This window comes from Thermostichus sp. MS-CIW-15, assembly GCF_054060575.1.
This window is the reverse complement of sequence record NZ_JBSSDI010000003.1, coordinates 87,111-113,354: the sequence shown is the minus strand read 5'-3', so window position 1 is coordinate 113,354 and position 26,244 is coordinate 87,111. Positions and strand designations below refer to the sequence as shown.

The following is a 26,244-nucleotide window of genomic DNA, read 5'->3' as shown; positions in this document are numbered from 1 at the left end:
CTTGGTCGGGGAGCCACGGTGCAAACGGCTCCCCAACATCTAGTTGGCCGATCCCTGACTTTCCCCTCTCCCTTGTGGGAGAGGGGCTGGGGGTGAGGGCAGCTTTTACGATTGGAAGAAGGCGGGAATTAAAGAGGAGGGCAAAGCTGCCTAGGGCTGGCCAAGCCAAGGATCGGTCTCGCCTCGCAACTGGCAGGATCTCCTGCTGCATCACCATCTCAAGCAGCTCATCCACCTGATCCAGCAGGCGCTGCCCCTGAGACCTAAGGCAAACAAGAAAGCCCGCAGGGTCTCCTCTAGGGATGGGGGCGGATCAGCCCGTAGCCGCCGTGCTTGCGGACATAGATGACGTTGATCTCGCCGTTTTCGATGTTGCGGAACACGTAAAAATCATGATCCACCAGCTCCAACTGGTGCAGCGCCTCCTGAACTGTCATGGGAGGCATGGCGAAATACTTGGTGCGCACCACCTCAGGGGGCAGCTCTGCTTGCCGTTCTGTATTCAGAGGATCGGTGAGGGGCTGCTGGGCCACTGCCACCGAGGTTTTGGGAGAATGGCGGATGCGGTGAACGCCGTTGCGTTCTTTATATTTGCGCAGCTTGCGGGCCAGCTTGTCGGCAACGCGGTCAATGCTGGCGTAGAGGTTCTCGCTGCTTTCCTCCGCCCGGATGACGGTGCCGTTGGCGTAGACGGTAACTTCGGCAGATTGGTTGGCACTGATGCGGGGGTTACGGGCTACCGATAGATTGACATCCACTTCACTGGTGATCTGGGCAAAATGTTTGACAGCCCGCTCGATTTTTTCTTGAACGTAGCTGCGGATGGCGTCGGTAATCTCGACGTTTTTCCCTTGGATCACAAGCTTAGTCATGGGTACTCTCCCGGTTGTGTCAGTTTACACCTAAAGTTAGCGCCTCACCCTCGCAAAGGATCCCTAGGAAACAGCCCCCACCTCAGGCATGATCGCGGCCCGGCAACTTGCAGAAAGGGCTACGCCAGAAGATGAAGATCGGCTTTGGCATCGGCACTAACCTCTTGGGTTAAGTCTAAGTTAACATCTCCCCCAGGGATCTGGTTCAGGGGTTAAGAATAAATTTAGGCCGTCTTCATTTTTAAGGGATTGGGAGCCAGCACCACTTCTCAGGCAAGGAGAGGTTCCCTGAATTCGGAACTCCAAATTCAAGTGGAGAAGGTCTCCAGACTGCTCGAAAAGGGCAAACTTAGTGGCAGAACTTACACAGATAGGTTCTGCCGAAAATGCTTTTACTAAACTTAAATTCAACAGAGAGAATCAGCACTTGCTGAATCGACCTCTGCTCTCAGGGCGAGCATCTCCTTATTGTTTATTGCTATCTTTTCTCTTTTCTCCTTACAGAACTTGTGGCCATTATACAACCTGGTGAGCCAGGGTGCTTTTTCCAGCTCAGACAGAGACTGAAAGGGAGAATGAAGAGATGTTGACTGAAGTTAAGCTTTTTATAAGATAGGGATCCCGTAGAAATATCGTTACCAAGAGCAGGTCTGAAAAGCCGTTTTTGGCCTCTGTGGCCGACCTGCTAGCCGGAAGGCCGGTTTGCTTAGAAGAAGTGGGGTGGACCCGGTGGTCAGAGAGATCTCTTGGAAAGCGAAGGAGCTTTTGGACAAAGCAGAAGCAGCTTTGCAGGATCAGTTTCAGGCGATAGATAGGGTCCTTAGGGAGAACCTGGCGCGGGTGCTGCAGGCCTTCCGCGACCAGCAGGTGGGATCCCATCACTTTGCCGGCGTATCGGGCTATGGTCACGACGACCGGGGACGAGAGGTTTTGGATCGGGTGTTTGCCCAGATCATGGGCTGTGAGGCGGCGCTGGTGCGGCTGCAAATGGTGTCTGGCACCCATGCCATTGCCTGTGCCCTGTTTGGCGTGCTGCGGCCGGGGGATGAGCTGTTGGCCATCACCGGCCCCCCCTACGACACTCTGGAGGAGGTGATCGGCCTGCGGGGATCGGGGCGGGGATCCCTGCGGGAGTTCGGCGTTACCTATCGTCAGTTGGATCTGCGGGAAGGAGATGTCGATTGGCAGGCCCTGAAAACGGCCCTCAAACCGCAAACCCGCCTGGTTCACATCCAGCGCTCCTGTGGCTATGACTGGCGTCCCAGCTTTTCCATCGCCCAGATTGCCGAGATGATCCAGATCGTCAAGGCACAAAACCCGGAGGTGGTGGTCTTGGTCGATAACTGCTATGGCGAGTTTGTGGAAACCCAAGAGCCCACCCACGTGGGCGCAGATTTGATTGCTGGATCCCTAATCAAAAATCCAGGCGGCACCCTGGCCCCGGCGGGGGGCTATGTGGCGGGGCGGGCCGAGCTGGTGGAGCAGGCTGCCTGCCGGCTGACAGCGCCAGGGATCGGCTCGGAAGGGGGAGCAACTTTCGATCTCAATCGCCTGCTGTTCCAGGGGCTGTTTTTGGCTCCACAGATGGTGGCCGAAGCGGTCAAGATCGCCCATCTGGCCGCCCAGGTGTTCCACGATCTGGGCTATCCTGTTTCCCCGTCACCCCAGGTGTCCCGCACCGACATCATCCAGGCCATTCAACTGGGATCCCCGCAGAAGTTGCAGGCCTTTTGCCGCGCTATCCAAAGCAGCTCGCCAGTGGATTCCTACCTCACCCCGATCCCAGAAGTGATGCCCGGCTATGCCGACCCGGTGGTGATGGCGGCGGGCACTTTTGTTGCCGGCAGCAGCGCCGAGCTCTCCGCCGATGGGCCAATGCGCGAGCCCTACATCGTCTACTTACAGGGGGGGACCCATCTCAGCCACGGGCGGTTGGCCCTAGAGGCCGTCTTGCAAGCTTGGGATGCTCTGTAAATTGCCGTCCCTGGCCGGGCTCCGCCCAAGGAGTAGAATTGAGTCTGTGGTCTCCATTCCCTCTAGACGGATCCTCGTCGATTGGATGTCGAGCTTATGTTCTAGTTCTGGGTTTTTCCTCGGTTGGGGATCCCGTTTGGCCCTTGCTTGGGTGGCTTTGGGGTTGGCCAGCGGCTGTCGGCTGTTGAACCCCGTGGGAGAGGGGAGCACACAAGTGGGAGCCGCCTTGACTCCCTCTCCCCTGTGGAGAGGCAGCCAAACCCTGACAGGAACTCTTGAAGGGGGGGACGAGGTCAGCCCCCAGTACGGCAGCTACTGGGATGGGATCCCTGTGGCCGCCGAGGCGGGCCAGATCCTGATCGCCGCCCTGGAGAGCGAAGACTTTGACCCTTACCTGGAGCTGGTGGACGGCCAAGGGCGGGTAATCGGCTTTGACGACGACTCCGGCCCAGATGTTAATGCCCTCTTGGCGGTGCGGCTGCTGCAGGAAGGCACCTACACCTTGCGGGCCACAAGCTTCAAGCCGGCATCCACTGGCACCTACCGGCTGACCTACCGGCTGGCCCAGGTCGATTGGCAGCAAACGGTGTCGGGCCGTCTGCAGAAGGGATCCGCCCAACACCCTGAAGACGGCAGTTGGATGGAAGAACACCCCATCGCTGCCCGGGCCGGCCAGATCCTACTCGCTTCGATGGCCAGCTCTGATTTCGATGCCTTTTTGCAACTGTTGGACCCGGAGGGAGAGGTGATGGCTTGGGATGACGACCAAGGCGGCGGCAGCGATGCCCTGATAATTGCCTTTTTGCCTCGCAGCGGCACCTACACCCTCCGGGCCAACACCCACAAACCAGGAGAAGAAGGAGCCTATGGGTTGCAGTACGCCCTGCACTAGCGTCCAGGCCTGCCAAGCTTCTGCGCCTTCCCTGAGAAGTTTTGGCCGGTCTGCCTGTAAGCCTTTTGATGCCGATGTCGAGATTGGGCAAGAGTCATTATTGCTTTATTTTATTAGCGCTGGAAGCTTCTGGTTCAGAGCCTTCTGAAGCAGGGTTGGTTGGGGTTTGCTGAGGTTTATGGGAAAGCATGACATCTTATCCTAAGTTGTGACGGAGCTGAAATGTTGCCTTCATGGACAGGGCGTTTTCCCTAGAATGGGATCGATGGCCTAGACCCCTCTTTCTCTTGCACTTTCGCAGTTCAGCCCTTACCCTACACAATGGATGCCATGACCCCTGAAATGGTACGCCAGTTCTGGTCTTTGGTCAGCGAGATCGGCAGGCCAGATTGGCTCAATCAGCGCGACGATGACTTGGTGAATCTGCTTCTGAGTGCTTGCCAAAAAAAACATGCCCTCAGCAACGTCGATGCCTCAATTCTCAACCGCTACATCAGCATCCGCCTGCCCTTGATTCGTGAAATTGTTGTCGACTAGACCGAGCTAGGGGGGTTTTTCCCAGCCATGATGGCCGCACAGATGACTTTGCTCGTCTATGGAGCGCTGCTTTTGCTAGGCGGGGTCGTCGGCTATGTGAAAGGCAGAAGCTCCAAGTCGTTAATTAGCGGCCTGGTGGGGGCCGCCCTCAGCGGCGTCAGCTACGGGCTACTGGGAACAGATCCCCGCTGGGGGCTGGGTCTGGGCTTGGGGACGGCGGTGCTGGGATCCCTTCTCTTTGCCCTGCGCTACCGCAAAACCGGCCAATTTCTGCCTGCTGGTCTAATGCTGGTGGTGAGCTTGGCGGCTGTTCTTCTCCTAGGCCTCAGCTTCGGCTCGGTCTAGGCCGGCAGCGGCAAGACAAGCCTGCTTGGCTGTCGGTTCCAGACTCTGGGATTAGGGCGGGTCTGGGATCTCCATTGCCGGGGTCACCACGGTGCAACCCGATAGAAGCGAGTGGTGGTCACCCACTCGGTGGCAGGGATCTCCTCGACGACGATGGCGCGGGCGATGGCATCGCCCAGTTGGGATCCCCGTACCCGTACATTGGCAAAGGAGCCACCCTGCTCAAAAGAGGCAATCTCCTGGAAGTTGAGGGGACGGAGGGAGGCCACCGCCAATACTTGGGCTTGGCCAAAGGGCGGGGCGATGGTCAGGCGGTAGCGGGCGCCAGGGGGCGGGAAGGTGCGCGCTTCGCCGGCCCGCAAAAACTCGTTTCCACCCGAGAAGCGGTTGGGCAAAATCAAATGGGTGCGGCCATCGGCTTGGATGCTGAAGAGGTAGACGTAAGCGTCGCGATTGGTGCTCACGGTAATGGCAATCGGCTCGCCGGGCCGGTAGATGGGGTTAGAGCCGCGCCGATCCAGCTCCAGGTTGACCTGCAAGTTGGAAGGCACTGGGTTGACGATGATGGAGCGGGTGCCGGTTTCCAGCCGATTGTCGGCCAGTTGTAGCCTTTGCAGCGGGGGGTAGAGGCCCAGGGTCTGCGGGAAAACGGCGGTGGCCGGAGCCATCGACAGCCCCAAAGCCAGCGGCAGGAAGACCAGTTTGGCGTTCATAGTTCACACCTGACAATCAGTGGCTATGTTCATCCTAGGAAGGGGCAGAGTTCGACCGGAGCAGGCTTCGCGCAGTCTCAGATCTCCTGCTGATGCAGTTTCCCCTGCCGCAGATGGCAGGCCCAGGGGGGAAAAGGCGCTGAGAAAACTGGGAGATCCTGTCTGGAAAGGGCTAAGCTGCAGATTGGGGATCCCTCGACTCGAGCCCAACCTTGCCTATGGCCGGCGACAGTTACCAAGAAGGCATTGCGGCGGTTCAGGCAGGCGATTTTCCGGCTGCCATCCAGGCCTTTCGCCGGGCAGTTGCCGAGGATCCCGCGCACACCGAAGCTCGCTACAAGCTGGCCTGGGTGCTGGGCATGAGTGGCTATCTGGATCCGGCACTGGCCGAGCTGGAGGCCGTGTTGGCGGCAGATCCCACCCATGTTGCAGCCCACTACAACCGGGGAGCCCTGCTGTTGCAAAAGGCTCAACTGGAAGCAGAGGTGGATGGACAACTCGATCTCGAGGTCCTGCGGCAGGCCGAAGCGGCTTTTCAAACCGTGATGCGCTTGGATCCCAACGATCAACGGGCCTATGCCTTTCTCACTTTGGTCAGGCGAGCCATCCGCAACTATCAGTCGCCCGCGCAGCCTTCTAGCCGCAGTGACGAGTAAACCCCTGCACCAGGACTTCCAGGGGGGGAACGCCGGGATCCCCCAGCTCGGCTGCCACTTCTTGAGAAACCTGTCTCACCACTTCCGCAGGCAGTTGCAGCTTGTCCACCAACTGCCAAAAGTCCTCTAGCTCTTCCCAATTCAGCCAAGGCTCCTCTACGGGCGCTGGCGGCAATTACCAGGTAGCCCACCTGAGAAGGAGACGCCTCTCGGCTTCGTCGCCAACTTGAGCCAGCACCCCATTTATCCAGGGGTACTACCAGGTGGCACAACCACGACCAGCGGCGCTAAAAGCCCATCAGGCGGGCTACAGCAGCCAAATCGGGGGCTACTCCTGTGTGGATGGCGGCGGATCCCTGTTGGGCGGCCGTGTCGGGATCCTTAAGGCCGTTGCCGGTGAGCACGCACACCACCTGGGCGCCGGCAGGCACCTGATCCCGCCATTTCAGCAATCCAGCCACTGCAGCGGCACTGGCCGGCTCGCAGAAGATCCCTTCCTCCGCCGCCAGCAGACGATAGGCGGCCAGGATCTCCTCGTCGGTTACACTATCCACCCGGCCACCGCTGGCCTGGACGGCCGCCTTGGCCTTCACCCAACTGGCAGGGTTGCCGATGCGGATGGCCGTAGCCACCGTTTCCGGGTGTTCCACCACCCGGCCCAGAACGATGGGAGCGGCGCCGGCAGCCTCAAAGCCGTAGAGACGCGGGCGGCGGCTAGCCTTGCCCTGCTGATGGTACTGACAAAACCCCATCCAGTAGGCGGTGATGTTGCCGGCATTGCCCACGGGGATACAGAGCCAGTCGGGGGCATCCCCCAAGGCATCCACCACCTCGAAGGCGGCGGTCTTCTGCCCCTCCAGCCGAAAGCGGTTGACAGAATTGACCAGGGCCACTGGGTAAGCTTCCGCCAGTTGCCGCACCATAGCCAGCGCCTGGTCGAAGTTGCCCTGGATGGCGATGATCTCGGCCCCGTACATCAGGGTCTGGGCCAGCTTGCCCTTGGCCACGTAGCCATCTGGGATCAGCACGTAGGCCCGCAGGCCCCCTTTGGCCGCATAGGCAGCGGCTGCTGCCGACGTGTTGCCGGTGCTGGCGCAGATGACCGCTTCCGCCCCCGCCTCTTTGGCTTTGGACACTGCCATGGTCATGCCCCGATCCTTGAAGCTGCCGGTGGGGTTGAGGCCCTCCAGCTTCAGGTAAACCTGGCAGTCTCGCCCCAGCCGTTGGCTCAGCGCGGGAGAGGGGATCAAAGGAGTATTGCCCTCATGCAGCGTCACTACGGGGGTGCTGGAGCTGACGGGGAGCCAGTCCCGGTAGTGCTGGATCAGGCCGGGCCAGAGCCCCACTTGCGCGCGGGATCCGGCCGTACGAGAGGAATGGGTGGGATTCAGGGTCACCATGCTGCCGAGCAGTCGAGGCCAACGGAAGGGCCAGCTTCTTAACTGTAACCGTTTGCGAAGCAGTTGGAGCAGCTCTCTCCCCTGCCGGATCGAGAGGATCTAGTCGGGCAAGGGCTGCAAGGCCAGCGCCTGGGCCAGAGAATGCAACTTGAGGCGGATCTCGGCCAGCTCCTGGGCGGGGTTGGAATCGGCCACGATGCCGGCGCCGGCATACAGGCGGGCCCGCTTCCCCGCGATCAAAGCCGAGCGGATCCCAACCACCAACTCGCCATTGCCCTGCAAGTCCACCCAGCCCAGCGGGGCGGCATAGCTCGAGCGGTCAAAGGGCTCCCACTGCTCCAGCCACTGCAGCGCCGCCTGCTGCGGATAGCCTCCCACCGCTGCGGTGGGGTGGAGCTGGGCCAACAGGTCGAACAGATGCACCTCCGTAGGGAGTTCGGCCTCGATCACCGTTTGCAGATGCTGGATGTTGGCCAAACGGCGCAGCCGTGGCTGAGGGGAGATCCGGGGCTCCATCCCCAGCCGGCCCAGAGCCTCTTGGATCGAGCGCACCACCCACTGGTGTTCGCGGCGGTCTTTGGGGCTGCGGAGCAGTTGCTCGGCCAACATGCGATCCTGGTGGCCGTTGGCGCCGCGGGCGACGGAGCCGGCCAGCGCATCGATCTGCACCCGGCCCTGCCACACCGACAGTAGCCGTTCTGGGCTGGCTCCCAAGAAGATCTGGGGAGGAAAATCCCTCTGGCTTTCCAGGGCAAAGGCGAAGACGCTGCAATCGGGGTGATGGGCCTCCAGATAGGCCAGCAGCGAAGGGATCGGGGGAGGGGAGGGCAACGCCAGATCCACAGCCTCTGCCAGCACCACTTTTTCCAGGGATCCCGCCTGAATCGCTTGCAGGGCTTTTTGAATGCGAGCCAAGAGAGGTGTTTCCGCTACCGCTACCGGTAGAGGGGGCTGCAGCTCCCAACCGGGCAAGGGAGCCTGGGAAAGACGCTGCATGCGGGCAAAAAAAGCGGCAATCTGGCCAGCCAAGGCCGCCGGGTCGCTTTCGGGGCCGACTTCTAGGTTAAGCCGCGCCACCGTCAGCTCCCCCCCCACCTGCAACAGTTGCCAGCGCGGCAGGACCAGTGCTGCCCCCCCGCCGCTCCTGGGGGCAAAGCCAAAACGGCAGAAGCACAAAGGGCGCTCCTGACGGCTGCTTGGGGACTCTAGGTTGCCAGGAGCGGTGTGGACATGGGGCTGTAGGGCTTGCACAAAGGCCCGTGCCGCCTGAAATCTCCCCTCTCCTGAAAGGTCGAGCTGCCGCAGGGATCCCCACCCCAGCACCCGCACCCTTTCCCCTTGCGCCTGGTGGGAGAGATAGCAATAGCTAGAGGAGCGGTTGGGGGGGAGCGAGCCCAACTGCCGGGTCAGCACTGCCAGCGGATCTAGCCCTGAGATGGGCTGCGATAGGCTGAGAATCTGGGGGATCCCCCGCGCTCGCGCCATCTCTTGGCAGGTCGCTAGCAGGGGATCCCAGGCGTGTTCCACCTCTGCTGGCCCAGCAGAGGCGTGAATGGGCGGCCAGGCTCTGGGCCATTTCGTGCGTCCGGACCCACCCTTCCAGGGGAAAAGAGAAGAAGTCATGCGCAAGCAAAAGAGAACGATCCTACCTTGGCCGAAAACAGGACAACCGTCATCTCAACCGGCAAGGGAAGCTGCAGAAAGGCGTTTCAGGATATGAGATTAGGGGGGCAGCCGGCAGCTCAGGCTCGCCAGCGCCGGATCCCAGGCGTTTCTTTACGGATTGCAAGGTTTCTTAGCATCCTTGGGGATGGGAACAGAAGCCCCCTAACCTAACAAATACAGAGCAAACACAGAACCCAGAGAGAGCTAGATCCAACATGCTCGCACAGCCGGAACCGTCAAAGAGAACGCGCAGGAGTCCAAAGGCCAGCCCAGTACAGCTTGCGGAAAAGGGCACTTGGGAGGGCCGCTCTCGGCGACAGTTGTGGATGGCCGCCCTTAAGCCCCCCATGTACAGCGTGGCGATCATGCCCATCTGGGTGGGATCCGCCATCGCCTACGCCCAGTCAGGGGCGATGGATGTGGGGGTTTTGGCGGTGTTTCTGGGGGCCGCCATCTGTCTTTTGGCTTGGGTCAACATCAGCAACGACGTGTTTGATGCCCAGACGGGGGTGGACAAAAACAAGCTCCACTCGCTGGTCAGCTTGACGGGCAGGCCGGTTCAGGTGTTTTGGGTGGGCAACGCCTTTTTGGCTTTGGGGCTGGCGGGGATCCTGTGGCTGAGCTGGCGGCAATCGGATCCGACGGTGCTGCTATTGGTGCTGCTGGCCTGCGGGCTGGGCTACGCCTACCAGGGGCCGCCCCTGCGCCTGGGCTACTACGGCCTGGGGGAGCTCCTCTGTTTTTTGAGCTTCGGGCCGCTGGCGGTTTTGGCCGCCCACTACAGCCAAAGCCAAAGCTGGTCGCTGCCAGCCCTGGCGGCCTCACTGGTGGTGGGGATGGTCACCAGCTTAATTTTGTTTTGCTCCCATTTCCATCAGGTGGAGGACGATCTGGCTGCCGGCAAGCGCTCGCCGGTGGCCCGCCTGGGCACTCGGCGCTCCGCCCGTCTCATCCCCTGGATCTGCGGCAGCATTTTTGGCCTGCTGCTGCTGTTTGTCGGGCTGGGGGCTTTTCCGGCTTGGACGTTGCTGGGTTTTGCCGGGATCCCCTTTGCGGTGCGGCTATCCCGCCTGCTGGGGGCCTATCACGACCAGCCGCAGCGGATCAGCCATTCTAAGTTCATCGCCGTCGGCCTCCACTTTTGGCTGGGGCTGTTTCTGGGGCTGGGCTTTATCCTCAGCCGTCTGGGATAAGCCAGAACCCTAGAGGTGATCGGGATCCCGCCGAGGCGGCCCGCAAATTGCGATAAGCTACAGCCTAGTGTGCCGGCTTGGGTGTTGGCCCCGCTGGGGCTCATGGGTTAGGGATCAACGTAAGGCAGCGGCGAGAACAGGATGCGGCGATTTTTCAATTCCAACCTGGGGGTGGCGCTCTTGGGAACCGGCCTCTTGGCTGCTCTGGTTGCCTGGGCCTTGTCCATCGACATCGAAGAGGTAAAGGTGGAGCCCCTTCCCCCGGATCAGCCCCTTTCCGTCAGCCGCAGGGTAGATATCTTGGGTCGTCGAGGGGGCCAGCGGCGTTGGCGTCTCATCGCCGACCAGGTGGAGCTAAGAGCTGGGCAACAGGTGTTTGAGCAGGGGGCGCACGGCTACTTCTACGGAGATGGCGCCGACCGCCAAGAAGAGGTGCCGGATCCCTTTTTTGCCAGCAGCGAGCGGATGATTTGGCAGGCCAAGCGTGCCCGCTACAACGCCACCGCCGACGCGTTGTATCTGGATGAGGGGGTGGAGGTGAGAAGCGAGGATGGCAGCCTGCTTCTGACCCGTGCTCTGCGAATCACCCCCGAAGAGCGCATCGAGGTGCCGGAGGCCTTCACCCTCAAAGGGCAAGAAATGATCCTAGAGGGCCGCTCCGGCTCGTTTAACTTCCAATTTGCCCTCCTCAGCGCCCAGCAGGGCAAGCTAACGGTGTTGCCCTTGGATTCGGAGTCCTCACGCCCAGCAGCCGCGCCCATGAGCGACCCGACCAGCGCTGGGGCGGATCCCACTTCTACCATCATCACCGCTGACCAGCTCACCTACGACCGGGCCAACCAGGTGGCCGAAGGGAAAGGGAACCTGCGCATTCGCGAAGGCGGCCTCGAGATTCGCGCCCCTCAGGGCACCTACCTGCGCCGACAGGCCCAGAGCATTCTCTCCGGCGGCGTGGTGTTGCAGGAGGTGGCCGATGTCGGCAGCCGGGATCCCCTCTTGGCGGATCTGCGCTTGGCCCAGGCTGATCCCCAGGCGACCCCAGCCCAGCAGGATCAGGAGGTCACCATCGTCGCCGACCGCCTCACCTACGACCGCAACACGCAAATTGCTCGCGGGGAAGGCAACCTGGAAATCCGCCAGGGGGAAACCATCATCCAGTCGGCCCAGGGCACCTACCGCCGCCGCGAATCCCAAAGCCTGCTGACGGGGGGGGTTACCCTGCGCGAGCCTGGGCGGGTGCTCACCTCCGCCCGCTTGGAGGGCAACCACCGCGACAAGATCTTCTTTTTTGAAGAAAACGTCCTCTACCGGCAGATGGCCACCTCTACCCCAGCTCCTGGCGGCGGATCCCTGACGGAGGAGCTGCGCCAAGCCGAAACGGAAGTGCGGGCCGCCCGCCTGGTTTACAACTCTCGTACCGGCACCTCGGAGTTTAGCGAGGCCGTCGAGTTCATCCAGCGGGGGCGCAAGGCCAAGGCCAACCAGGCCACCATTACCCCTGAGAAGGTGGAGCTGCGGGGAGAGGTGGTGATCGAGCAGATCGAGGGGGACTGGCTGGCGCGGCGTCTGCAAAACCCCCAGACCCAGGCCGATGTGGACCAGCCGACGGTGATCTACGCCGACCGGGTGGAGATCGATCAGGCCAGCGGCGATGCCCGCTTCTTCGGCAATGTGGTTATCGTGCAGGCCAACCGCGCCATCGAAGGGGATCGCGCCGAGTACTCCGACCAAGGGCAGATTTTCAGGATCACCGCCGACCAGGCTCCCGTCCTCCTCTGCGATCGCGGCGAGCTCAATCCGATTCCCCGCGAGAGCACTGCACCGCTGCCCGGTCGCGATGCTCTGGATCAGATGTGCCGGGGCGCCAACCGCCTCAGCGGCAGGCTGGTCACCCTGAACTTGGAGCGGGATGAGTACACCGTGGAAGGGGACGAGCAGCAGCAGGGGATGTTTCAATTCCGCATCACCGACGCCCTCTGACGGGATCCCAGCGGAGCTGGGGGTCGTCTGGATCTCTAGAGCTGGCTGAGCTTGTGCACCTGAGGTAACAGAGCCACATGACCATCCCACTGGCCAAGGGTCAACGGCGCCGAACTTCTGCCCAGACGGGGAGCTTTTGGGGATCCCTGAAGTTGGGGGGCTTTTTTTTGGAGTTTTATCTCTGCAAAGAGATGATCCGACCCTTCTTTTTGGGGGTGGCGGGGGGCACGGTGATGATGCTGGGCAACCAGCTTTTTATCTACGCCGATTTGCTGGTGAAAAAAGGCGCCCCTCCCCTGACAATTTTGCACATTCTCCTCCTCAACTTGCCCGCCATTTTGGTGGTCACCTTCCCCATTGCCGGCCTCTTTGCCACCCTACTTACTCTGGGCAGGATGGGAGCTGACAGCGAGATCACCGCCCTGCGGGCCGCCGGGATCCCCTACCGCAAGGTGTTGATTCCGGTGCTCTGCATCGGCCTGCTGGTCAGCGGCCTGGCGCTGTTGACCAACGAGGTGATCGTGCCAGAGACCAACCAAAAGGTGAAAACCCTGAACACCAACCTCATCCTGGCCCAGGATGCCCTTCCGTTTGACTCGGAGGAAATTGTGCGGGTGGACGACGACCTCTGGTTTCATGTGGGATCCATCGACCCGAAGACCGGCTGGATGCACGATCTGCTGATTTTGGATCGCAAGGCCGAGACCGGCCACCTGCGCTACCCACAGGTGATCTCGGCCCAAACGGCGCAGCAGGTGGGCCAAGCCTGGCACCTGCAAGACGTGGTGATCCGTCGCTACGACGAGCGGGGGCGCACCTACTACGAGGGCCAGGTGGCGGAGATGGAGCTGAACATCGTCAACAAGTTGGTGGGCCTGGTGTACGCCGAGAAGGTGCCCCAGGAGCAACGGGCGGCAGAGCTGTGGGAGCAGTGCCAGCGATATCGAGCGGAGCAACGTCCTTCTGCTGATGTGGCCCGCTGCCTGACGGAGTACCACCTCAAGTTCGCCATTCCCTTGGCCAGCTTTTTTGCCATTTTGGTGGCTGCGCCCTTGGGCCTGCAGACGGTGCGCCAGACCGGCCGCTACGGCAGTGTGGCGCTGGCGATTGTCCTGGTGTTTATTTACTATGTACTGATGAGCCTGGGACGCGCCATGGGCCGAGTTGAGCATATCGATCCCTGGCTGGCCGCCTGGTTGCCGAATATGATTTTCGGTGGGGTGGGCTTCTCTCTACTGTGGCGGTTTTTACGGTGAGATCCGGCAACTTCCCGCAGGGCTTCAGCCCTTGGGCAAAATGGTTGGCCCTGTGCTGGGGCAGCTCCTTGTGGTTGGGGATGGGGGAGGCCGTCTTTGCCCAGTTGGATCCCCTGCCCACCAATCTGGAGGGCTATCAGCGCTTTTGGGCGGCCCAGCGGAGCCGCGATCCTGGCTCAGAGCCGGTTGCTCCCACCGGCGCCAGCCTGTTGGGGGATCCCATCACCTTGGCCGAGGCCCAATCCTCCTCGCGCCTGGCAGCAACAGCGGCTCCCTCCGTTCCCCCTCTTCCCGCCTCGGCCCCTGTTGAAGGATCCCCTCCCGAAAAAGCGCTCACACCGGAAGAGCTAAACCGGCAGCGGCTGCAGCCGCTCTTGGCCGAAGGGGCGGCGGCCCATGCACGGCGGCAGGCGCAGCAGGCCCAAGCTCAGGCAACACCGTCCTCCCGGTCTGCTTCATCGACAACGCCCACGGCAGCTGTTCCTACTCTGGACTCCCTTCGCTCCTCCCAGCCTGCAACTTCCCAAGCTGCTGACTTGCAGGTAGAAGAGCAACCTGGGCAGCACCCCAACGAAGCGAGGCGCTTGCCTGTTCCCCCCCCAGGGTCCACCGTCGAGAGCCTGGCCGCTGCTCAAGGGCAAGAGAGGCCTGGTTCGGAAGCGGTGGCGCAGCAAGTCCCGACCTGGATCCCGCAAGCCGGCGGGAACTGGAATTGGGGCGGCGCCCCTTCTTCCACCGGCACTCAGAGGGCAGCTCAAACCGGAACTGAGGCATTCACCCCCACTGCCGGATCCCTCCTTGCTCCTCAGTTGTTGGAGCGGTTCCCCCTGTTGCGAGATCTGGGCGATCCCGCCACCGGCCCAGAAGCCGCTCCGCCTGCCAGCCAGGGATCCCAGATTCGCCAGCAGCTGGCGGCCACCGCCACCGCCCAGATCCCCCTCGACCCGGCTCAGATCAACGTCAGTGGGGATGTGCTCAGCTACCTTGCCGAGCAAGACCTGGGCATTGCCGAGGGGAACGCCCAGATCCAGTTGGCCGACGGCACCCGCATCAGCGGCGAGCGGCTGTTGTTTTACCGACGGGAACGGCGCCTGCGCAGCGACGGCCCCTTCCGGATGGAACAGCCCCCTGGACCCCAGGGGCGCGGCATCCGGCAAATTGAGGGGCGCAACCTGGATCTGGACATCCCCGGTCGCAGCGCTCAATTTGAAAGCTCGCTGGTGATCTTGCCGGGGGAGGAGCCGGGCACCAAGGTTTTTGTGCGCAGCCAAGAGACCACCGCCCTGTTGGGGGATCAGATCTTTTTCGAGAGGGCCACCGTCACCACCTCGCCGGAGCCGCCCATTACCCACTACGTACAAGGGGATCGGGTGGAAGTGTTTCCCGATAACCGGGTCATCGTTTACGACGCCCGCGTCTTTGCCGGCGGCGAGCTCACCCCAGAGGGCGAACTGCGGGCGGGGCTGCAGATTGCCTACCTGCCCCTTTTCATTTACAGCCTGCGAGATCACCAGTGGGTGCTGCCGGGACGCAGCGAGGCGGAAGGGGTGTTTGTCAAGTCCAGTTGGGCCTACCGCTTTGACGAGTACAACTTCGGCGGCCTGCGGCTAGATGTCCTGCAGAAGAAAGGCCTGGGCATCGGCTTTCTGCACGACTACATCCTCCCCATCCCCGACAGCGTCAACTACGGGCGGGCCCAGTTTTACCTGGTAACCGAGGCCGACCAGCGGCGCTTTTCCAGCCGCCTCCGCCTCGACCACAACTTCGACTTCTACGCCGCCAACATCCTCGGCCAAGAAGGCCAACTGTGGGGCCAGCTCAACCTCAACCTGGACAACACCTACCGCCCTGCCGGCGGGCGCAACGACAACGCCGACCTGCGCCTCAACACCACCTTTCAGGGGGATCTCTCCACCACCACCCTCAACATCAGCCGCAGCGGATCCCAGGAGAACGGCACCTATAGCTTTCCCCTCACCCTCAGCCACCTCCAGCGCTATGGGGGCGTGCCTTGGCTGCAATCGGATCTGCGGCTGGACTACAACCAGCGGGTGAGCGTCAAAGATGGCCCCGACTTTGCCGATGCGCGGTTGACGCTGGGCACTCAAGTGACCCCACCCGGTTGGGGAGGTACCTATCGCCTGGCCTACCGTGCCTACAGCAGTTCCAATGGCGACAACGAGCCGCGTCGCAACTTCGAGCTGGCCTTTAACCCCGACCTCATTCGCATCACGCCTGATATTGCCCTCAGCAGCGCCCTCACCCTGACTCAAGAGCAACAGCCGGATCAAGAGGTGGGGGCGGGCCTCCACTTTTTCAATCGCTACGAGCTGCGCTCCAGCCTCCAGTTCAACGATATTCAACCGGCTCCCTGGATCACCTTCATGCCGGGTTCTATCGATTACACCCAAGTCCTCTACTCCACTCCTGACCAGGAGTCTACCGTCAGCCTCAACCCTCGCCTCAGTCTCAGACCTGCCGACTGGAATACCATCGACCTGCGCTACAGCCGCACCTTCTACGGCAACAATTCTGTGCCCTTCCAAACCCTCTCCACCAGCCCTAAAGATGTGGATCGCATCAATGCCAACATCAGCTTCTTTACGCCCCGCGATCCCCTACCCGATGTGCCCCCAGGCTACATTGCCTTTGAAGATGACCTGCCCGGCGAGCTGCCGATAGCCCTGACCTTCCCCGACGATACCCCCGAGGATTTGGCAGCGATTGCCTCCCGCAACTTGCAGGAGCTGCAGGCAGAGGTGAAAAACCTGGTGCGCCTGGACACCAGCCTTGGCTACGACTTCATCACCCAGAAGTGGGATACCCTCAACGCCAACTTCACCTGGAGCACCGCCCCTGATCTGTTCAACATTCAGTTGCAGACGGCCTACGACCTGAACCAGGGACAGCTCCAACCCGTTCGTCTGGAATATCGAGGGCGCAGCAGCACCACCTTCAACCGGGAGCAGCGCTCCGGTCTAGATAGCTATGAGCCGGGGATCAGCTATGCGCTGCAGGCGGTTTACGATCCCCGGTTGGGCCAGATCTCTACCTATGGTCTGGAGCTGGATGCCACCCTCGGCACGCAGTGGCAAAACCACTGGCGGCTCCGCCTGGGCCTGACGGAGGCAGGGATCCGCCGCATTGAGGTGCGCCGCGACCTGCGGGATTTCGAGCTGCGCCTGGCCTACGATCCGCTGGCAGAGTCCCTGCGCCTGGAAGGGATCCTGGTGGCCTTTCCCAGCCGCCCGGTGGGCCTGACCCAAGAGCGGGGAGAGTTTCACCTAACCTCGCCGGTGGGCGCCTTCAGCCTGGATAGCCTGGGGCGCTAGGGCTGGCTCTGCCCTGCAGTCGGGAGGGCGGGTTGGGGCCGGCTTCGGCTACACTAAAGGGCCGACGCTCCTTTTTGCTCAGCAGCGCTGAACTCCTATGGCCAGGATCAACGACCACTTCCTCAAGCTGAAGGCTGGCTATCTCTTTCCCGAGATTGCCCGGCGGGTGCAGGCCTTTGCCGCCGCCCATCCCGAAGCTCAGATCATCAAGATGGGCATTGGCGATGTCACCGAGCCGCTGCCGGAAGCCTGCCGAACAGCCATGATCCGGGCCGTGGAGGAGATGGGGGAGCGGGCCACCTTCCGCGGCTATGGGCCGGAACAGGGCTACGAGTGGCTGCGCCAGGCCATTGCCCGCCACGATTTCCAGGCCCGCGGCTGCGACATCGACGCCTCTGAGATCTTCATCTCCGACGGCTCCAAGTGCGACTGCGGCAACATCCTGGATATTCTCGGCCACGACAACACCATTGCCATCACGGATCCCGTCTACCCGGTTTATGTAGACACCAATGTGATGGCCGGCCATACGGGGCCGGCCAACGAGCGGGGCGAATACGAGGGCCTGGTCTATCTGCCGCTGACGGCAGAAAACCACTTCACCGCCAGCTTGCCCCAGCAAAAGGTGGATGTCATCTACCTCTGCTTTCCCAACAACCCCACCGGCGCAGTGGCCACGCGGGAGCATTTGCAGGCCTGGGTGGACTATGCCCGCGCCCACAACTCGCTCATCCTCTTCGATGCCGCCTACGAGGCCTACATTACCGAGCCTGGGATCCCCCACTCCATCTACGAGATCCCAGGGGCAAGGGAATGCGCCATCGAGTTCCGCTCCTTTTCCAAAACGGCTGGCTTTACCGGCACCCGCTGCGCCTTTACCGTGGTGCCCAAGTCGCTGCGAGGCCAGGCTGCCGACGGCTCCTGGGTGGATCTGTGGAGCCTGTGGTATCGCCGCCAGTCCACCAAGTTCAACGGTGTGGCCTACATTGTGCAGCGAGGGGCCGAGGCTGTCTACTCTGAGGAGGGGCAGGCGCAGGTGCGGGCTCTGGTGCAGTTTTACCTGGAGAATGCCCGCATCATTCGTGAGCAGTTGGCCAAAGCCGGCCTCCAGGCCTACGGCGGCGTCAACGCTCCCTACGTTTGGGTAAAAGCCCCGGAGGGGCTAAGTAGCTGGGAGTTTTTCGACAAGCTGCTGCACACCTGCCATGTGGTGGGCACCCCCGGATCTGGCTTTGGCAGCGCTGGCGAGGGCTATCTGCGCCTGTCGGCTTTTAACAGCCGCGCCAACGTGGAGGAGGCGATGCGCCGCATTGTCAGCGTGTTTGGAAGCTAAGGGGCTAGAGCTTTGGCGGGGGAGCAGGGATCTTCCCGGACAAGCTGGAGAGGGAAAGATCCCTGGTGTGGGGCTCCATGGGATGCTACAGACAGAACAGGCTACGAGAGGAGACAGACCTTGCGGGTGGGGATCATCGGCACTGGCTACGCAGCTCGCTCACGGGCAGAAGCCTTGCGCAAAGATGGGCAGGTGCAGATTGTGGCAGTTGCTGGCCGAACCCCTGAGCGAAGTGCTGCTTTTGCCGCCGAGTTTGGGGCGGCGGCCTATTCCGACTGGTCTTCCCTGTTCTGCGAGCAGCCGCTGGATTTGGTGTTTGTTAGCACCATCAATCGGGATCATGCGGCCATCGCCCGTGCCGCCCTGGAGGCCGGGATCCACACCGTTGTGGAATATCCCCTGGCCCTGAGCGTTGCCGAAGCTCGCTCCCTGGTGCAATTGGCAGCGGAACGGCAGTTGCTGTTGCACGTAGAGCACATAGAGCTCCTCAGCGGCGTTCACCAGTTGCTGAGACGGGAGCTGGCAGGGCTGGGCAAGTTGTTTGCCGTTCGCTACATTACCCTCACTGCCGCCCACCCTGCCCCCGACCGCTGGACTTATCGGCCCGACCAGTTTGGCTTCCCCCTCACAGGGGCTGTCTCCCGCATCCACCGCCTGGTGGACTTGTTGGGAAAGGTAGAGCGGGTGAGCTGTCAACTGCGCTACGACGGTCCAGACTTGCCCCACCGCTACAGCAGTTGCTACTGCACAGCCCACCTAAGTTTTGCCAGTGGGCTGCTGGCGGTGTTGACCTATGGCAAAGGGGACTCCCTGTGGTGCTCCCAGCGCCTATTGGAGTTCCATGGCCAGCGGGGGGGCCTGCTGATCAACGGCGAAGAGGCGACCCTGTTGCGCCCTGGCAGCGCCCATCCCCTGGAGACCGGATCTCGCCACGGCCTGTTTGAGCAAGATACCCGCATGGTGCTGGCTCACCTGCGCTGCGGCAGCCCTCTCTACGTGGATCCGGAGAAGATGCTCCACGCCCTAGCTGTGGCCGAGGCCGCCGAGCGGTCTGCCCAAACCCAGCAGGTTGTCTGCGTCCAGGATTAGATCCCTTAGCAGCAGGCGACGTTGCCGCTCAAGGAGAAGGAACTGGGTCTGCCAGCGGAAAGTGCCGCTGCAACAAAGCCGGGATCCCTTGCGGAGAAACGCCGCTGTAGCGAGCCTTGTCGGGCAGGAACACCACGTTGGGCCCCCGTTTGCAATCTTTCATGCAGCCCACTCCCTGCACCCGGATGGTCTCCGGGTAGGCCGCCAAGTGGGCCTGCAGAGCCTGCATCACCGCCATCGCCCCCCGCCGACAGCAATCAGACTTCTGACAGACCAAGACAACGCCTTTCCTCCCTTCCTCCGCTCCGGGAGCGGCCTTGGGGGAAGCCTGGACAGGAACCACGCGGCAGAGCACCCATTTCTCTCGCCCCTTGAATGGATCCACCTCCCGCTCCCCGGCGATCTGAAGCCTATCTCCGGGTTTGAGGCTGCGGTAGAGCTCAGAACGCAGCGGCTTGGGGATCTTGCCAGCAAACACTTCTGCCCCGGCCTGCCAGCGCAAGTACTTGAGCTTGCCATCCTTATCGGGAAGAAATCCCAGGAACTGGCCCTCTGCCTCAAACGGGATCCTTTGCTTAGCCAACTTGCTCATCTTGTCCCCCAGCGTTGAGCTGCCAACATATCTCTAGGCTGTCCAATAACTCCCGCCGCCGCGCCGTGTATTGGCGGATCACGCTGCGCACCTGCACCAGAGCCAAAGGCGTGTCCACCTGCACCTGCAAATGACCCTCTCCCGTACAAACCGCTGGGATCCCCAACTCCACCAGCCGCCGCCCAATGCGCCAGCGCTCCCCCAAGGGGATCTGCAAACAATAGCCGCTCCCAGAAGATACAAAGTTCATGGCCAGAAGCAACGCCTCATCAGTAAGAGTAGACCTGGAAAGCTACTAGGGAGAGTAATTCTCAATAAATGCTTACAAGAAAAACAAAAGCCAGCGCAGAGAGGGTAGCAGGCTCGCCGACCTGACGGGCCTGCCCTGGATCCCGACTAGGCTCTGCCGTCCATCAAGCCAAACACCAGGCTGTCGTTGGCCAGGAAGTGGCTGAGGTGGAAGGCCCGGTCTTCCGTCTTCAGCAAGATCTGCTCGTAGAGGTAGCGGGTGGCGCGATCCCCTAGGCTTTCCGCTTGAGCGGCCTGACGCCGCAGCAGATCAATGATGGCCTGCTCCGCGGCCAGATCGTTCTTCAGCATTTGCCGCGCCTCAAAAGCGCCATCCGGCTCAGGGGTAAAGCAGCAGAGGCGAGCCAAGGTGGCAAAGGTGGCTACCGGCACACCCCCTAGACCTTCAAGGCGTTCTCCCAGGTCGTGAACATGTTCCCTCACCTGCTCGTAGTGATCCTTGAATAACTGGTGCAGCGGGTAGAACTCGGTGCCCTCCACTACGAAGTGATGCTTCTGGTATTGCAAGTACAACCCTTGGAAGCTGGCCAGAAGGGCGTTCATCCCCTCGCAGATCGGCTGGGTCACCTCCAGGCCGAGGGAGACAGGGTTGTTGCGCACGCTGTTGAAGACCTGGCGCAAGGTTGCGGTTTCAGACATAGGGCAAGGTTCTCCAAGGTAAAGAGGACACAGCTATCTACCCAGTCTACTTGATTGAGTCGATCCAGGAGATCTTGGGGCTGTCCCCACCCCAGCATAGTCCAACTCGGCGCTTCTTGTGAACAGCTCTCAATAAAGTGCTGGTTGTAGCAGAACCGGTGGGCCGGTCAGGGAGGAGTCGCATCCCTTCGCGATTTACACTAGACTGGGAGCGTTAGCCCAGTTGATCCCGTACTTGGGGATGGAGCATGTCTCAAACGGAGCCGGAAAGCCGCTCCTGGATAGAAAAACTGATTCGCCTAACCCATCAAACGGTTGCGCGAGCTCGGGGGCAACAGGGAGATCTAGAAGATTCGGCCGGCCACCTGTTCAAACGCCACCTGTTCAAACAGAGCCTGCTGGAAGCGGAGGCCGAAATGGGCCATTGCAACGTCCTGGTGATCGGCAAAAGCGGGGTGGGCAAGAGCACTTTGGTCAACGCGGTGTTTAAAGATGAGCTGGCCCGCACCGGCGTCGGCAGCCCCGTCACCCGCCACATTCGCCAATATTCCAAGCAAGGTTGCCCGATCACCATCTACGATACGCCTGGCATGGAGTTGGCCGGCGAGCAGAATACTCAGATCCGCCTCGAGGTGGCCCAACTAATCGACGAGCTGCGCCTCAAGGATCCTGAACATCACATTCACATTGTTTGGTATTGCATCCACCACGAGCTGAAGCGGCTGGAGGAAACCGAGCGCAGGTGGCTGAGGGAACTGGAACTCAAAGATGTGCCGGTCATCTTGGTTTTAACTCAATGCCTGGAATACCCCAATCCGGAAGAGAGCGAGTTTTTCCAGTATTTGCAGCGCCAAAATCTCCCTGTTCGCTACATTGTTCCTCTTTTGGCTAAGGACAAGGTCATTAACCGGCAACTCACCATCCCCGCCCACGGGCTGGAGCATCTGATCGGCTGCACCTTGGAGCTGCTGCCGGAAGTGGCTCGCCTTGCCTTTATCCGCCAGCAATTGCTGCGGGTAGATCTCAAAGCCGATGCTGCTTTTAAGTATGTATCGGGCTATGTGGCCAGCGCGGCCTTTATTGGGGCAACCCCCCTTCCTTTTGCCGATGCCCCTCTGTTGGTGGCTGCTCAGATTGGCATGATTGCCAATATCAGCTTTATCTTCGGCTACAAAGCTTCCCCTTCTTTTTATTACTCTTTGATGGCGGCTTTGGCAGGCGTTGGGGGCGCAGTGGTGACCGGGCGGGCCATTGTCTCGAACCTGCTGAAGCTGATCCCCGGCGTGGGATCCCTGGCAGGCGGCATCATCCAATCCACCACAGCCGCTACCCTGACCCTTTCCCTTGGCCTGGCCTATATTGAGCTGATGAAGGCCATCGCCCGCGCCGAAATCCAAGGAATCCAGCTTTCCCAGAAAGAGATGCAGGAGATCCTTGTGCGCGAGTACCAAGAATATGCCGGACGCAGAACCCAGAAAAATGAGGTGGGAATAAGAGCATAAGAGCTTTTCATCCCGGCTTTTGAGTGGGCAGCGAGCCCGAGCTGCAAACAGGATAGGATCCTGGAGAAGGCGAATGTCCTGAGGTCTCGAACCCAAAGGCGCCTTGGACTAGGTACAGTGGCCGGCCTTTCACCTCTTCAAAAACGCGGCCCAGATACTCTCCAATTACGCCCAGGCTGATCAACTGGATCCCGCCCAAAAACAAGGTCATCACCGCCAAAGAGGCGTAGCCGGGCACATCAGCGCCAAACAGCAAAGTGCGGATGATCAGAAAAAGGCCGTACAGCAAAGCCAGCACGGAAATCCCCAAGCCCAGATAGCTCCACACCCGCAACGGCCAAGAGCTAAAAGAGGTAATGCCTTCTATGGCCAGGTTCCACAACCGCCAGTAGTTCCACTGGCTTTTGCCGCGAAAACGGGGGGCGCGGTCGTAAAAAATGGCCACCTGACGATAGCCCACCCAGGCAAAGATCCCTTTCATAAAGCGGGTGCGCTCCCGCAGTTGCCTGATGGCGTCCACCACCTGCCGATCCAATAGCCGAAAGTCCCCGGTATTGCGCGGGATCCGCACCTGGCTGAGCTGGTCGATGACCCAATAAAACCCGTTGGCCGTCAAGCGCTTGAGCCAGCTCTCTCCCCGGCGGCTGCGGCGCACCGCATACACCACCTGATACCCCTGCCGCCACTGCTGCAGCATCTCCGGGATCAACTCCGGGGGATCCTGCAGGTCGGCGTCGATGGGCACAACGGCTCTGCCCGCAGCGTAGTCCAAGCCGGCGGTGAGGGCAATTTCCTTGCCAAAACCGCGGGAGAGGTTCACCACCTTGATGCGGGGATCCTGACGATGGAAAGCGATCAGCTTTTCCAGCGTGTCGTCCTCGCTGCCGTCGTTGACACAGATGATCTCGTAGGGGATCCCCAACGGATCCAAGGTTAGGCGCAGGCGCTCGAACAAATGTTCCAGGTTGTCCGCCTCATTTTTGCAGGGGATGACAACCGAGAGCTCAGGGGCAGCAGGCTCAGAGGACATAGGAGAGCAGGGATCCCGTACCTGGCGATTATTCTGCCATCACGGGGTGCTATGGGTTTGCCGACATCTCCGCCACAATCGAGCGCAGCTCATCCTCTGAGATGCGGTAGACCTCGTTGCAGAACTGGCAAACCGCCTCTGCTCCCTTATCGGTGCGGATCATGTCGATGAGCTCGTCCCGCCCCAACATGCGCAGCGCCCCCTTCACCCGGTCGGAATTGCACTGGCAATAGAAGCGGATGGTGCGCACCTCCGGCGCGATCTTGAGATCCAAGTCGCCCAGGCAAATTTGCAACAGCTCCCGCAAACCGCCGCCGTAGGCCAGCATTGGGCTGAATTCCTCTACTTTGGCCAAACGGGCCTCCATCTCCGGGATCAGACTGGCTGGCGCTCCCGGCATGAGCTGCATCAGCACTCCACCGGCGGCGCGCACCCGCTGGGAATCGAGGTTCACCCCCAAAAGAACTGCCGAAGGGATCTGCTCCGAGGAGGAGAGGTAGTAGCTGATATCATCTCCCACCTCTCCCGAAACCAGTTCCACAGCACTGGTGTAAGGCTGGCCGTAGCCCAAGTCCCGCAGCACATGGAGGTAGCCGTAACGCCCAACGGCCTGACCCACATCCAACTTGCTCTCAGGGGTGAGAGGAAGTTCAATGGCAGGGTTGCTCACATAGCCGCGTACCGTGCCGTCCATGCCGGCATCTACGTAGATGCCGCCCAAGGGGCCATTTCCCTTCAGTTGCAGGTTGATCCGCGCCTGGCGTCGCTTCAGGTTGGCCGCCAGCAACAGGGCTGCACTCATAGCCCGCCCCAGCGCCACTGTCGCCACATAGGAGAGCTTGTGCCGCTCCCGCGCTTCCTGGACTGCCTGGGTGGACACCAAGCCCACCACCCGAATCTTGCCCTCCGCCGCCGTAGCCCGGATCAGGTGATCCGGAAGAGATGAAGGCGGTGTACTCTCAGAAATATCCTTGGTTCGCTTCAATCGTTCTGACCCAGAGGCATCCGTCATCACAACCTCAACTCCTGCCTCGAAAGCAAGCCTGCAGGGATCCCCTGGCGACTTACTTCTTTCCCCGTAGGCTCGCTGCCACTTCGCTATAAGTCGGAGCCAGCCTCTACTATACCATCATAGGCGGCTTATCCCCCTGCCCACTAGCCAGCAGCTTGCTCCGCTAGTTTTTCGGCTCAAAGCCAATCACCTTGCCCATGCTGCCGCTCTGCCCTCCGGTTGGCAAAGCGGTTCTTCATCCCAAGTAAGATAGGGAGCGTTTGCAATTCTTCTGCAATTTTTCCCTCTCCTACCAGAGTGTGCCATCCTGAGGATCTAGGCTGATCCAACGCGACCCCCAGCCTGTTGGCCTTACTCTCTGGGTGACTGCTTCATGTTGGATAACCTCACTGCCTACGTCTCGGAACATGCGGCCAAGCGTCGCTGGCGGGAACGCGCCTACAGCCGCTTTTTGCAGGATTGGCGGCGACAAGTGGTGCTGCTGCGCCGCCAACGGGCCGGTGAATTCGGCCAGCCGCTGGGGGATCCCTCCTGTATTTTCAGCGCCCAGTCGACCTGGTTGCGCTGTGCCGTCAACCCGCGAGGGCCCTGCCAGGGCTGCCCCCACTATTCCCCGCTTGCCTCTCCGCTGCCGGATCCTCACCCTGATGTGCTCGGTTAGTTCGCCGGATCCAAATCTGTTCAGACTCCCACTCATGCCAAAGGAAAACCGGCGGCGAAAGAAGGGATCCCATCCCCAGTCAACCTTCGACACTCCCCCTGCCGACCGGCTGGTTAAACGCCAAGGCAACGGCATAGCTGTTTCCCCGGAGCGCTGGGGACTCTGCGCAGTTCCCCAGCTCATCAGCCCAGAGCTCTGCCCGCACCAAAGTACGGGGCTACCAAGCTATCCCTCTGTGTCAAAATGAAAGAACGGTAACTCCATCGGCAAAGGTGAGATTCATGGCCCTTCACCTCTCGGCAGAGCACCTCCGCGCCATCCGCCAGCATGGCGAGCAAGCCTTTCCCTACGAGGGCTGCGGCATTTTGATCGGCGAGCTCAAGGGAGCGGACAAAATCGTCCATGAACTCTGGGCGGTGGCCAACACCTGGGATCAAGCCGAAAACCCCTTGGCAGACGGCGAATCCAGCCGCCGCCGCTTCTTGATCGACCCGGCGGATTTCAAGCGGGCCAACGACCATGCCGTGCGCAAAGGCCTGGGGATCCTGGGCACCTACCATTCCCACCCCAACCACGCGGCTGTTCCCTCCGAGTTCGATCGCCAGCACGCTTTTCCCTGGGGCTTTTCCTGTGTGATCGTCAGCGTGCGCGAGGGCAAAGCAGAGGAGGTGGCCAGTTGGGTTTTGGATGAGCAGGAGCAGCCCCAACGGGAGCCGATGCAGATTTGGGAAGACAAATCTCTGCCCTCGCTTGTGGCTCGGGCTGGCTAGAGAAGCTGACTGCTGTTTTCCCGCCAACCTTCCTTCCAAAAATGAGGCTTATGGCTGAGAAGCTTTGGGATCCCTGGTGGGCAATGACTGGGGTGAGGGTTGTCGGAAAAAGCGGTACTCTGAACTTGATGAGGTGACACTTGGAATAGTTCAGCTCAGAACCTCAAGGTGTAGATCAACCAGATCGCTAGAACCCTTCCCCGAACTCCCATGGCAACCAAAGTCTTGATTCCCTCCCCCTTGCGTCCCTACACCGACAACCTGGAAGCTGTCGAGATCGAGGGCAGCAATGTCGGCGAAGTGATGAGCAACCTGATCGCCCGCTATGGCGAGCTAAAGCGCCACCTCTACACAGAAGACGGCAAGTTGCGCAATTTCGTCAACGTTTACCTCAATGACGAGGACGTGCGCACGTTGGCCCAAGGCGACAACACGCCGGTGGGAGAACAAGCCGTCATCAGCATCGTTCCTGCTATTGCCGGAGGGCGTTGA

The 26,244-nt window shown here is 61.0% G+C and carries 25 protein-coding genes; 15 read left to right on the top strand and 10 right to left on the bottom strand.

Annotation, left to right across the window (positions count from 1 at the left end; translation table 11 throughout):
- Positions 1-296: 296 nt before the first annotated feature.
- A complete protein-coding gene (hpf, locus tag ACVW0R_RS01980; RefSeq protein ID WP_011431240.1) occupies positions 297-872 on the bottom strand; it encodes a ribosome hibernation-promoting factor, HPF/YfiA family in 576 nt (191 codons plus the stop codon).
- A 765-nt stretch (positions 873-1,637) separates the two neighbouring features.
- Here hpf and ACVW0R_RS01975 point away from each other — a divergent pair.
- The 4 genes from ACVW0R_RS01975 to ACVW0R_RS01960 all read left to right on the top strand — a co-directional run bounded on the left by ACVW0R_RS01975 (position 1,638) and on the right by ACVW0R_RS01960 (position 4,620).
- Positions 1,638-2,846, top strand: coding sequence for a methionine gamma-lyase family protein (locus tag ACVW0R_RS01975; RefSeq protein WP_206336972.1), 1,209 nt, complete (start codon positions 1,638-1,640; stop codon positions 2,844-2,846).
- A gap of 136 nt (positions 2,847-2,982) precedes the next feature.
- Positions 2,983-3,738, top strand: a complete 756-nt coding sequence (locus tag ACVW0R_RS01970; RefSeq protein WP_099812830.1) for a hypothetical protein — start codon at positions 2,983-2,985, stop codon at positions 3,736-3,738.
- A gap of 321 nt (positions 3,739-4,059) precedes the next feature.
- Positions 4,060-4,275: a hypothetical protein gene (locus ACVW0R_RS01965; RefSeq protein WP_011431243.1), complete on the top strand. Its 216-nt coding sequence runs from the start codon at positions 4,060-4,062 to the stop codon at positions 4,273-4,275.
- Positions 4,276-4,302: 27 nt separating this feature from the next.
- Entirely contained in the window at positions 4,303-4,620 is a 318-nt protein-coding gene (locus ACVW0R_RS01960) for a TMEM14 family protein (RefSeq protein WP_041438567.1), read from the top strand.
- 83 nt (positions 4,621-4,703) lie between these two features.
- Here the strand turns inward: ACVW0R_RS01960 and ACVW0R_RS01955 are convergent, their stop codons facing one another.
- The gene (locus tag ACVW0R_RS01955) at positions 4,704-5,333 is read right to left on the bottom strand and encodes a DUF4384 domain-containing protein (protein ID WP_240527818.1); all 630 of its coding nucleotides are present in this window, start codon (positions 5,331-5,333) and stop codon (positions 4,704-4,706) included.
- Positions 5,334-5,551: 218 nt separating this feature from the next.
- On the opposite strand from ACVW0R_RS01955, the gene ACVW0R_RS01950 reads away from it, so the two are divergent.
- The gene (locus ACVW0R_RS01950; protein ID WP_011431247.1) at positions 5,552-5,989 is read left to right on the top strand and encodes a tetratricopeptide repeat protein; all 438 of its coding nucleotides are present in this window, start codon (positions 5,552-5,554) and stop codon (positions 5,987-5,989) included.
- Here ACVW0R_RS01950 and ACVW0R_RS01945 read toward each other — a convergent pair.
- The 3 genes from ACVW0R_RS01945 to ACVW0R_RS01935 form a co-directional block, all read right to left on the bottom strand.
- The gene (locus tag ACVW0R_RS01945) at positions 5,970-6,164 is read right to left on the bottom strand and encodes a hypothetical protein (protein WP_011431248.1); all 195 of its coding nucleotides are present in this window, start codon (positions 6,162-6,164) and stop codon (positions 5,970-5,972) included. The two genes, ACVW0R_RS01950 and ACVW0R_RS01945, sit on opposite strands and share 20 nt — an antisense overlap.
- A 112-nt stretch (positions 6,165-6,276) precedes the next feature.
- Positions 6,277-7,389: a threonine synthase gene (gene thrC / locus ACVW0R_RS01940; protein WP_457501561.1), complete on the bottom strand. Its 1,113-nt coding sequence runs from the start codon at positions 7,387-7,389 to the stop codon at positions 6,277-6,279.
- A gap of 99 nt (positions 7,390-7,488) precedes the next feature.
- Positions 7,489-8,916: an isochorismate synthase gene (locus tag ACVW0R_RS01935; protein WP_240530367.1), complete on the bottom strand. Its 1,428-nt coding sequence runs from the start codon at positions 8,914-8,916 to the stop codon at positions 7,489-7,491.
- Between the two features lie 464 nt (positions 8,917-9,380).
- Between ACVW0R_RS01935 and menA the strand changes: the two genes are divergently transcribed.
- The 6 genes from menA to ACVW0R_RS01905 all read left to right on the top strand — a co-directional run bounded on the left by menA (position 9,381) and on the right by ACVW0R_RS01905 (position 19,237).
- Positions 9,381-10,247, top strand: a complete 867-nt coding sequence (gene menA, locus ACVW0R_RS01930) for a 2-carboxy-1,4-naphthoquinone phytyltransferase (protein WP_041438574.1) — start codon at positions 9,381-9,383, stop codon at positions 10,245-10,247.
- A gap of 141 nt (positions 10,248-10,388) precedes the next feature.
- Positions 10,389-12,227, top strand: a complete 1,839-nt coding sequence (locus tag ACVW0R_RS01925; RefSeq protein ID WP_011431252.1) for an LptA/OstA family protein — start codon at positions 10,389-10,391, stop codon at positions 12,225-12,227.
- 77 nt (positions 12,228-12,304) lie between these two features.
- Complete coding sequence (locus ACVW0R_RS01920) at positions 12,305-13,483, top strand: LptF/LptG family permease (protein WP_099887344.1); 1,179 nt, start codon at positions 12,305-12,307, stop codon at positions 13,481-13,483.
- Positions 13,484-13,563: 80 nt separating this feature from the next.
- A complete protein-coding gene (locus ACVW0R_RS01915; protein WP_457501560.1) occupies positions 13,564-16,815 on the top strand; it encodes a hypothetical protein in 3,252 nt (1,083 codons plus the stop codon).
- Positions 16,816-16,912: 97 nt separating this feature from the next.
- Complete coding sequence (locus ACVW0R_RS01910) at positions 16,913-18,148, top strand: LL-diaminopimelate aminotransferase (protein ID WP_457501559.1); 1,236 nt, start codon at positions 16,913-16,915, stop codon at positions 18,146-18,148.
- A 120-nt stretch (positions 18,149-18,268) separates the two neighbouring features.
- Entirely contained in the window at positions 18,269-19,237 is a 969-nt protein-coding gene (locus ACVW0R_RS01905; protein ID WP_099812824.1) for a Gfo/Idh/MocA family protein, read from the top strand.
- Between the two features lie 28 nt (positions 19,238-19,265).
- Here the strand turns inward: ACVW0R_RS01905 and ACVW0R_RS01900 are convergent, their stop codons facing one another.
- The 3 genes from ACVW0R_RS01900 to dpsA all read right to left on the bottom strand — a co-directional run bounded on the left by ACVW0R_RS01900 (position 19,266) and on the right by dpsA (position 20,777).
- Positions 19,266-19,829, bottom strand: coding sequence for a (2Fe-2S) ferredoxin domain-containing protein (locus tag ACVW0R_RS01900; RefSeq protein ID WP_041438576.1), 564 nt, complete (start codon positions 19,827-19,829; stop codon positions 19,266-19,268).
- Positions 19,813-20,079, bottom strand: coding sequence for an Asr1405/Asl0597 family protein (locus ACVW0R_RS01895; protein ID WP_041438578.1), 267 nt, complete (start codon positions 20,077-20,079; stop codon positions 19,813-19,815). The genes ACVW0R_RS01900 and ACVW0R_RS01895 overlap by 17 nt, the downstream gene beginning before the upstream one ends.
- A gap of 146 nt (positions 20,080-20,225) precedes the next feature.
- The gene (gene dpsA / locus ACVW0R_RS01890) at positions 20,226-20,777 is read right to left on the bottom strand and encodes a DNA starvation/stress protection protein DpsA (protein ID WP_457501558.1); all 552 of its coding nucleotides are present in this window, start codon (positions 20,775-20,777) and stop codon (positions 20,226-20,228) included.
- A gap of 248 nt (positions 20,778-21,025) precedes the next feature.
- Between dpsA and ACVW0R_RS01885 the strand changes: the two genes are divergently transcribed.
- On the top strand, positions 21,026-22,279 hold the full coding sequence (locus tag ACVW0R_RS01885; RefSeq protein ID WP_457390674.1) for a YcjF family protein: 1,254 nt from the start codon (positions 21,026-21,028) through the stop codon (positions 22,277-22,279).
- A gap of 7 nt (positions 22,280-22,286) precedes the next feature.
- Here ACVW0R_RS01885 and ACVW0R_RS01880 read toward each other — a convergent pair whose 3' ends face one another.
- The gene (locus tag ACVW0R_RS01880) at positions 22,287-23,309 is read right to left on the bottom strand and encodes a glycosyltransferase family 2 protein (RefSeq protein ID WP_457501557.1); all 1,023 of its coding nucleotides are present in this window, start codon (positions 23,307-23,309) and stop codon (positions 22,287-22,289) included.
- Between the two features lie 49 nt (positions 23,310-23,358).
- A complete protein-coding gene (gene hslO / locus ACVW0R_RS01875; protein ID WP_011431262.1) occupies positions 23,359-24,321 on the bottom strand; it encodes an Hsp33 family molecular chaperone HslO in 963 nt (320 codons plus the stop codon).
- A gap of 373 nt (positions 24,322-24,694) precedes the next feature.
- Here hslO and ACVW0R_RS01870 point away from each other — a divergent pair, with 373 nt between their 5' ends.
- The 3 genes from ACVW0R_RS01870 (at position 24,695) to ACVW0R_RS01860 (ending at position 26,244) form a co-directional block, all read left to right on the top strand.
- On the top strand, positions 24,695-24,982 hold the full coding sequence (locus ACVW0R_RS01870) for a DUF6464 family protein (RefSeq protein WP_011431263.1): 288 nt from the start codon (positions 24,695-24,697) through the stop codon (positions 24,980-24,982).
- Between the two features lie 281 nt (positions 24,983-25,263).
- The gene (locus ACVW0R_RS01865; protein WP_011431264.1) at positions 25,264-25,752 is read left to right on the top strand and encodes a M67 family metallopeptidase; all 489 of its coding nucleotides are present in this window, start codon (positions 25,264-25,266) and stop codon (positions 25,750-25,752) included.
- Positions 25,753-25,962: 210 nt separating this feature from the next.
- Positions 25,963-26,244 carry a MoaD/ThiS family protein gene (locus ACVW0R_RS01860; protein WP_011431265.1) on the top strand — a complete coding sequence of 94 codons (282 nt, stop codon included), beginning with the start codon at positions 25,963-25,965 and terminating at the stop codon, positions 26,242-26,244.

Bases quoted from the DNA above. Each gene is read 5' to 3' on its own strand.
- hpf (WP_011431240.1), bottom strand. From the start codon at position 872: ATGACTAAGCTTGTGATCCAAGGGAAAAACGTCGAGATTACCGACGCC.
- ACVW0R_RS01965 (WP_011431243.1), top strand. From the start codon at position 4,060: ATGGATGCCATGACCCCTGAAATGGTACGCCAGTTCTGGTCTTTGGTC.
- ACVW0R_RS01960 (WP_041438567.1), top strand. From the start codon at position 4,303: ATGATGGCCGCACAGATGACTTTGCTCGTCTATGGAGCGCTGCTTTTG.
- ACVW0R_RS01955 (WP_240527818.1), bottom strand. From the start codon at position 5,333: ATGAACGCCAAACTGGTCTTCCTGCCGCTGGCTTTGGGGCTGTCGATG.
- ACVW0R_RS01950 (WP_011431247.1), top strand. From the start codon at position 5,552: ATGGCCGGCGACAGTTACCAAGAAGGCATTGCGGCGGTTCAGGCAGGC.
- thrC (WP_457501561.1), bottom strand. From the start codon at position 7,389: ATGGTGACCCTGAATCCCACCCATTCCTCTCGTACGGCCGGATCCCGC.
- menA (WP_041438574.1), top strand. From the start codon at position 9,381: ATGGCCGCCCTTAAGCCCCCCATGTACAGCGTGGCGATCATGCCCATC.
- ACVW0R_RS01925 (WP_011431252.1), top strand. From the start codon at position 10,389: ATGCGGCGATTTTTCAATTCCAACCTGGGGGTGGCGCTCTTGGGAACC.
- ACVW0R_RS01920 (WP_099887344.1), top strand. From the start codon at position 12,305: ATGACCATCCCACTGGCCAAGGGTCAACGGCGCCGAACTTCTGCCCAG.
- ACVW0R_RS01915 (WP_457501560.1), top strand. From the start codon at position 13,564: ATGGGGGAGGCCGTCTTTGCCCAGTTGGATCCCCTGCCCACCAATCTG.
- ACVW0R_RS01910 (WP_457501559.1), top strand. From the start codon at position 16,913: ATGGCCAGGATCAACGACCACTTCCTCAAGCTGAAGGCTGGCTATCTC.
- ACVW0R_RS01900 (WP_041438576.1), bottom strand. From the start codon at position 19,829: ATGAGCAAGTTGGCTAAGCAAAGGATCCCGTTTGAGGCAGAGGGCCAG.
- ACVW0R_RS01895 (WP_041438578.1), bottom strand. From the start codon at position 20,079: ATGAACTTTGTATCTTCTGGGAGCGGCTATTGTTTGCAGATCCCCTTG.
- dpsA (WP_457501558.1), bottom strand. From the start codon at position 20,777: ATGTCTGAAACCGCAACCTTGCGCCAGGTCTTCAACAGCGTGCGCAAC.
- ACVW0R_RS01885 (WP_457390674.1), top strand. From the start codon at position 21,026: ATGTCTCAAACGGAGCCGGAAAGCCGCTCCTGGATAGAAAAACTGATT.
- ACVW0R_RS01880 (WP_457501557.1), bottom strand. From the start codon at position 23,309: ATGTCCTCTGAGCCTGCTGCCCCTGAGCTCTCGGTTGTCATCCCCTGC.
- hslO (WP_011431262.1), bottom strand. From the start codon at position 24,321: ATGACGGATGCCTCTGGGTCAGAACGATTGAAGCGAACCAAGGATATT.
- ACVW0R_RS01870 (WP_011431263.1), top strand. From the start codon at position 24,695: ATGTTGGATAACCTCACTGCCTACGTCTCGGAACATGCGGCCAAGCGT.
- ACVW0R_RS01865 (WP_011431264.1), top strand. From the start codon at position 25,264: ATGGCCCTTCACCTCTCGGCAGAGCACCTCCGCGCCATCCGCCAGCAT.
- ACVW0R_RS01860 (WP_011431265.1), top strand. From the start codon at position 25,963: ATGGCAACCAAAGTCTTGATTCCCTCCCCCTTGCGTCCCTACACCGAC.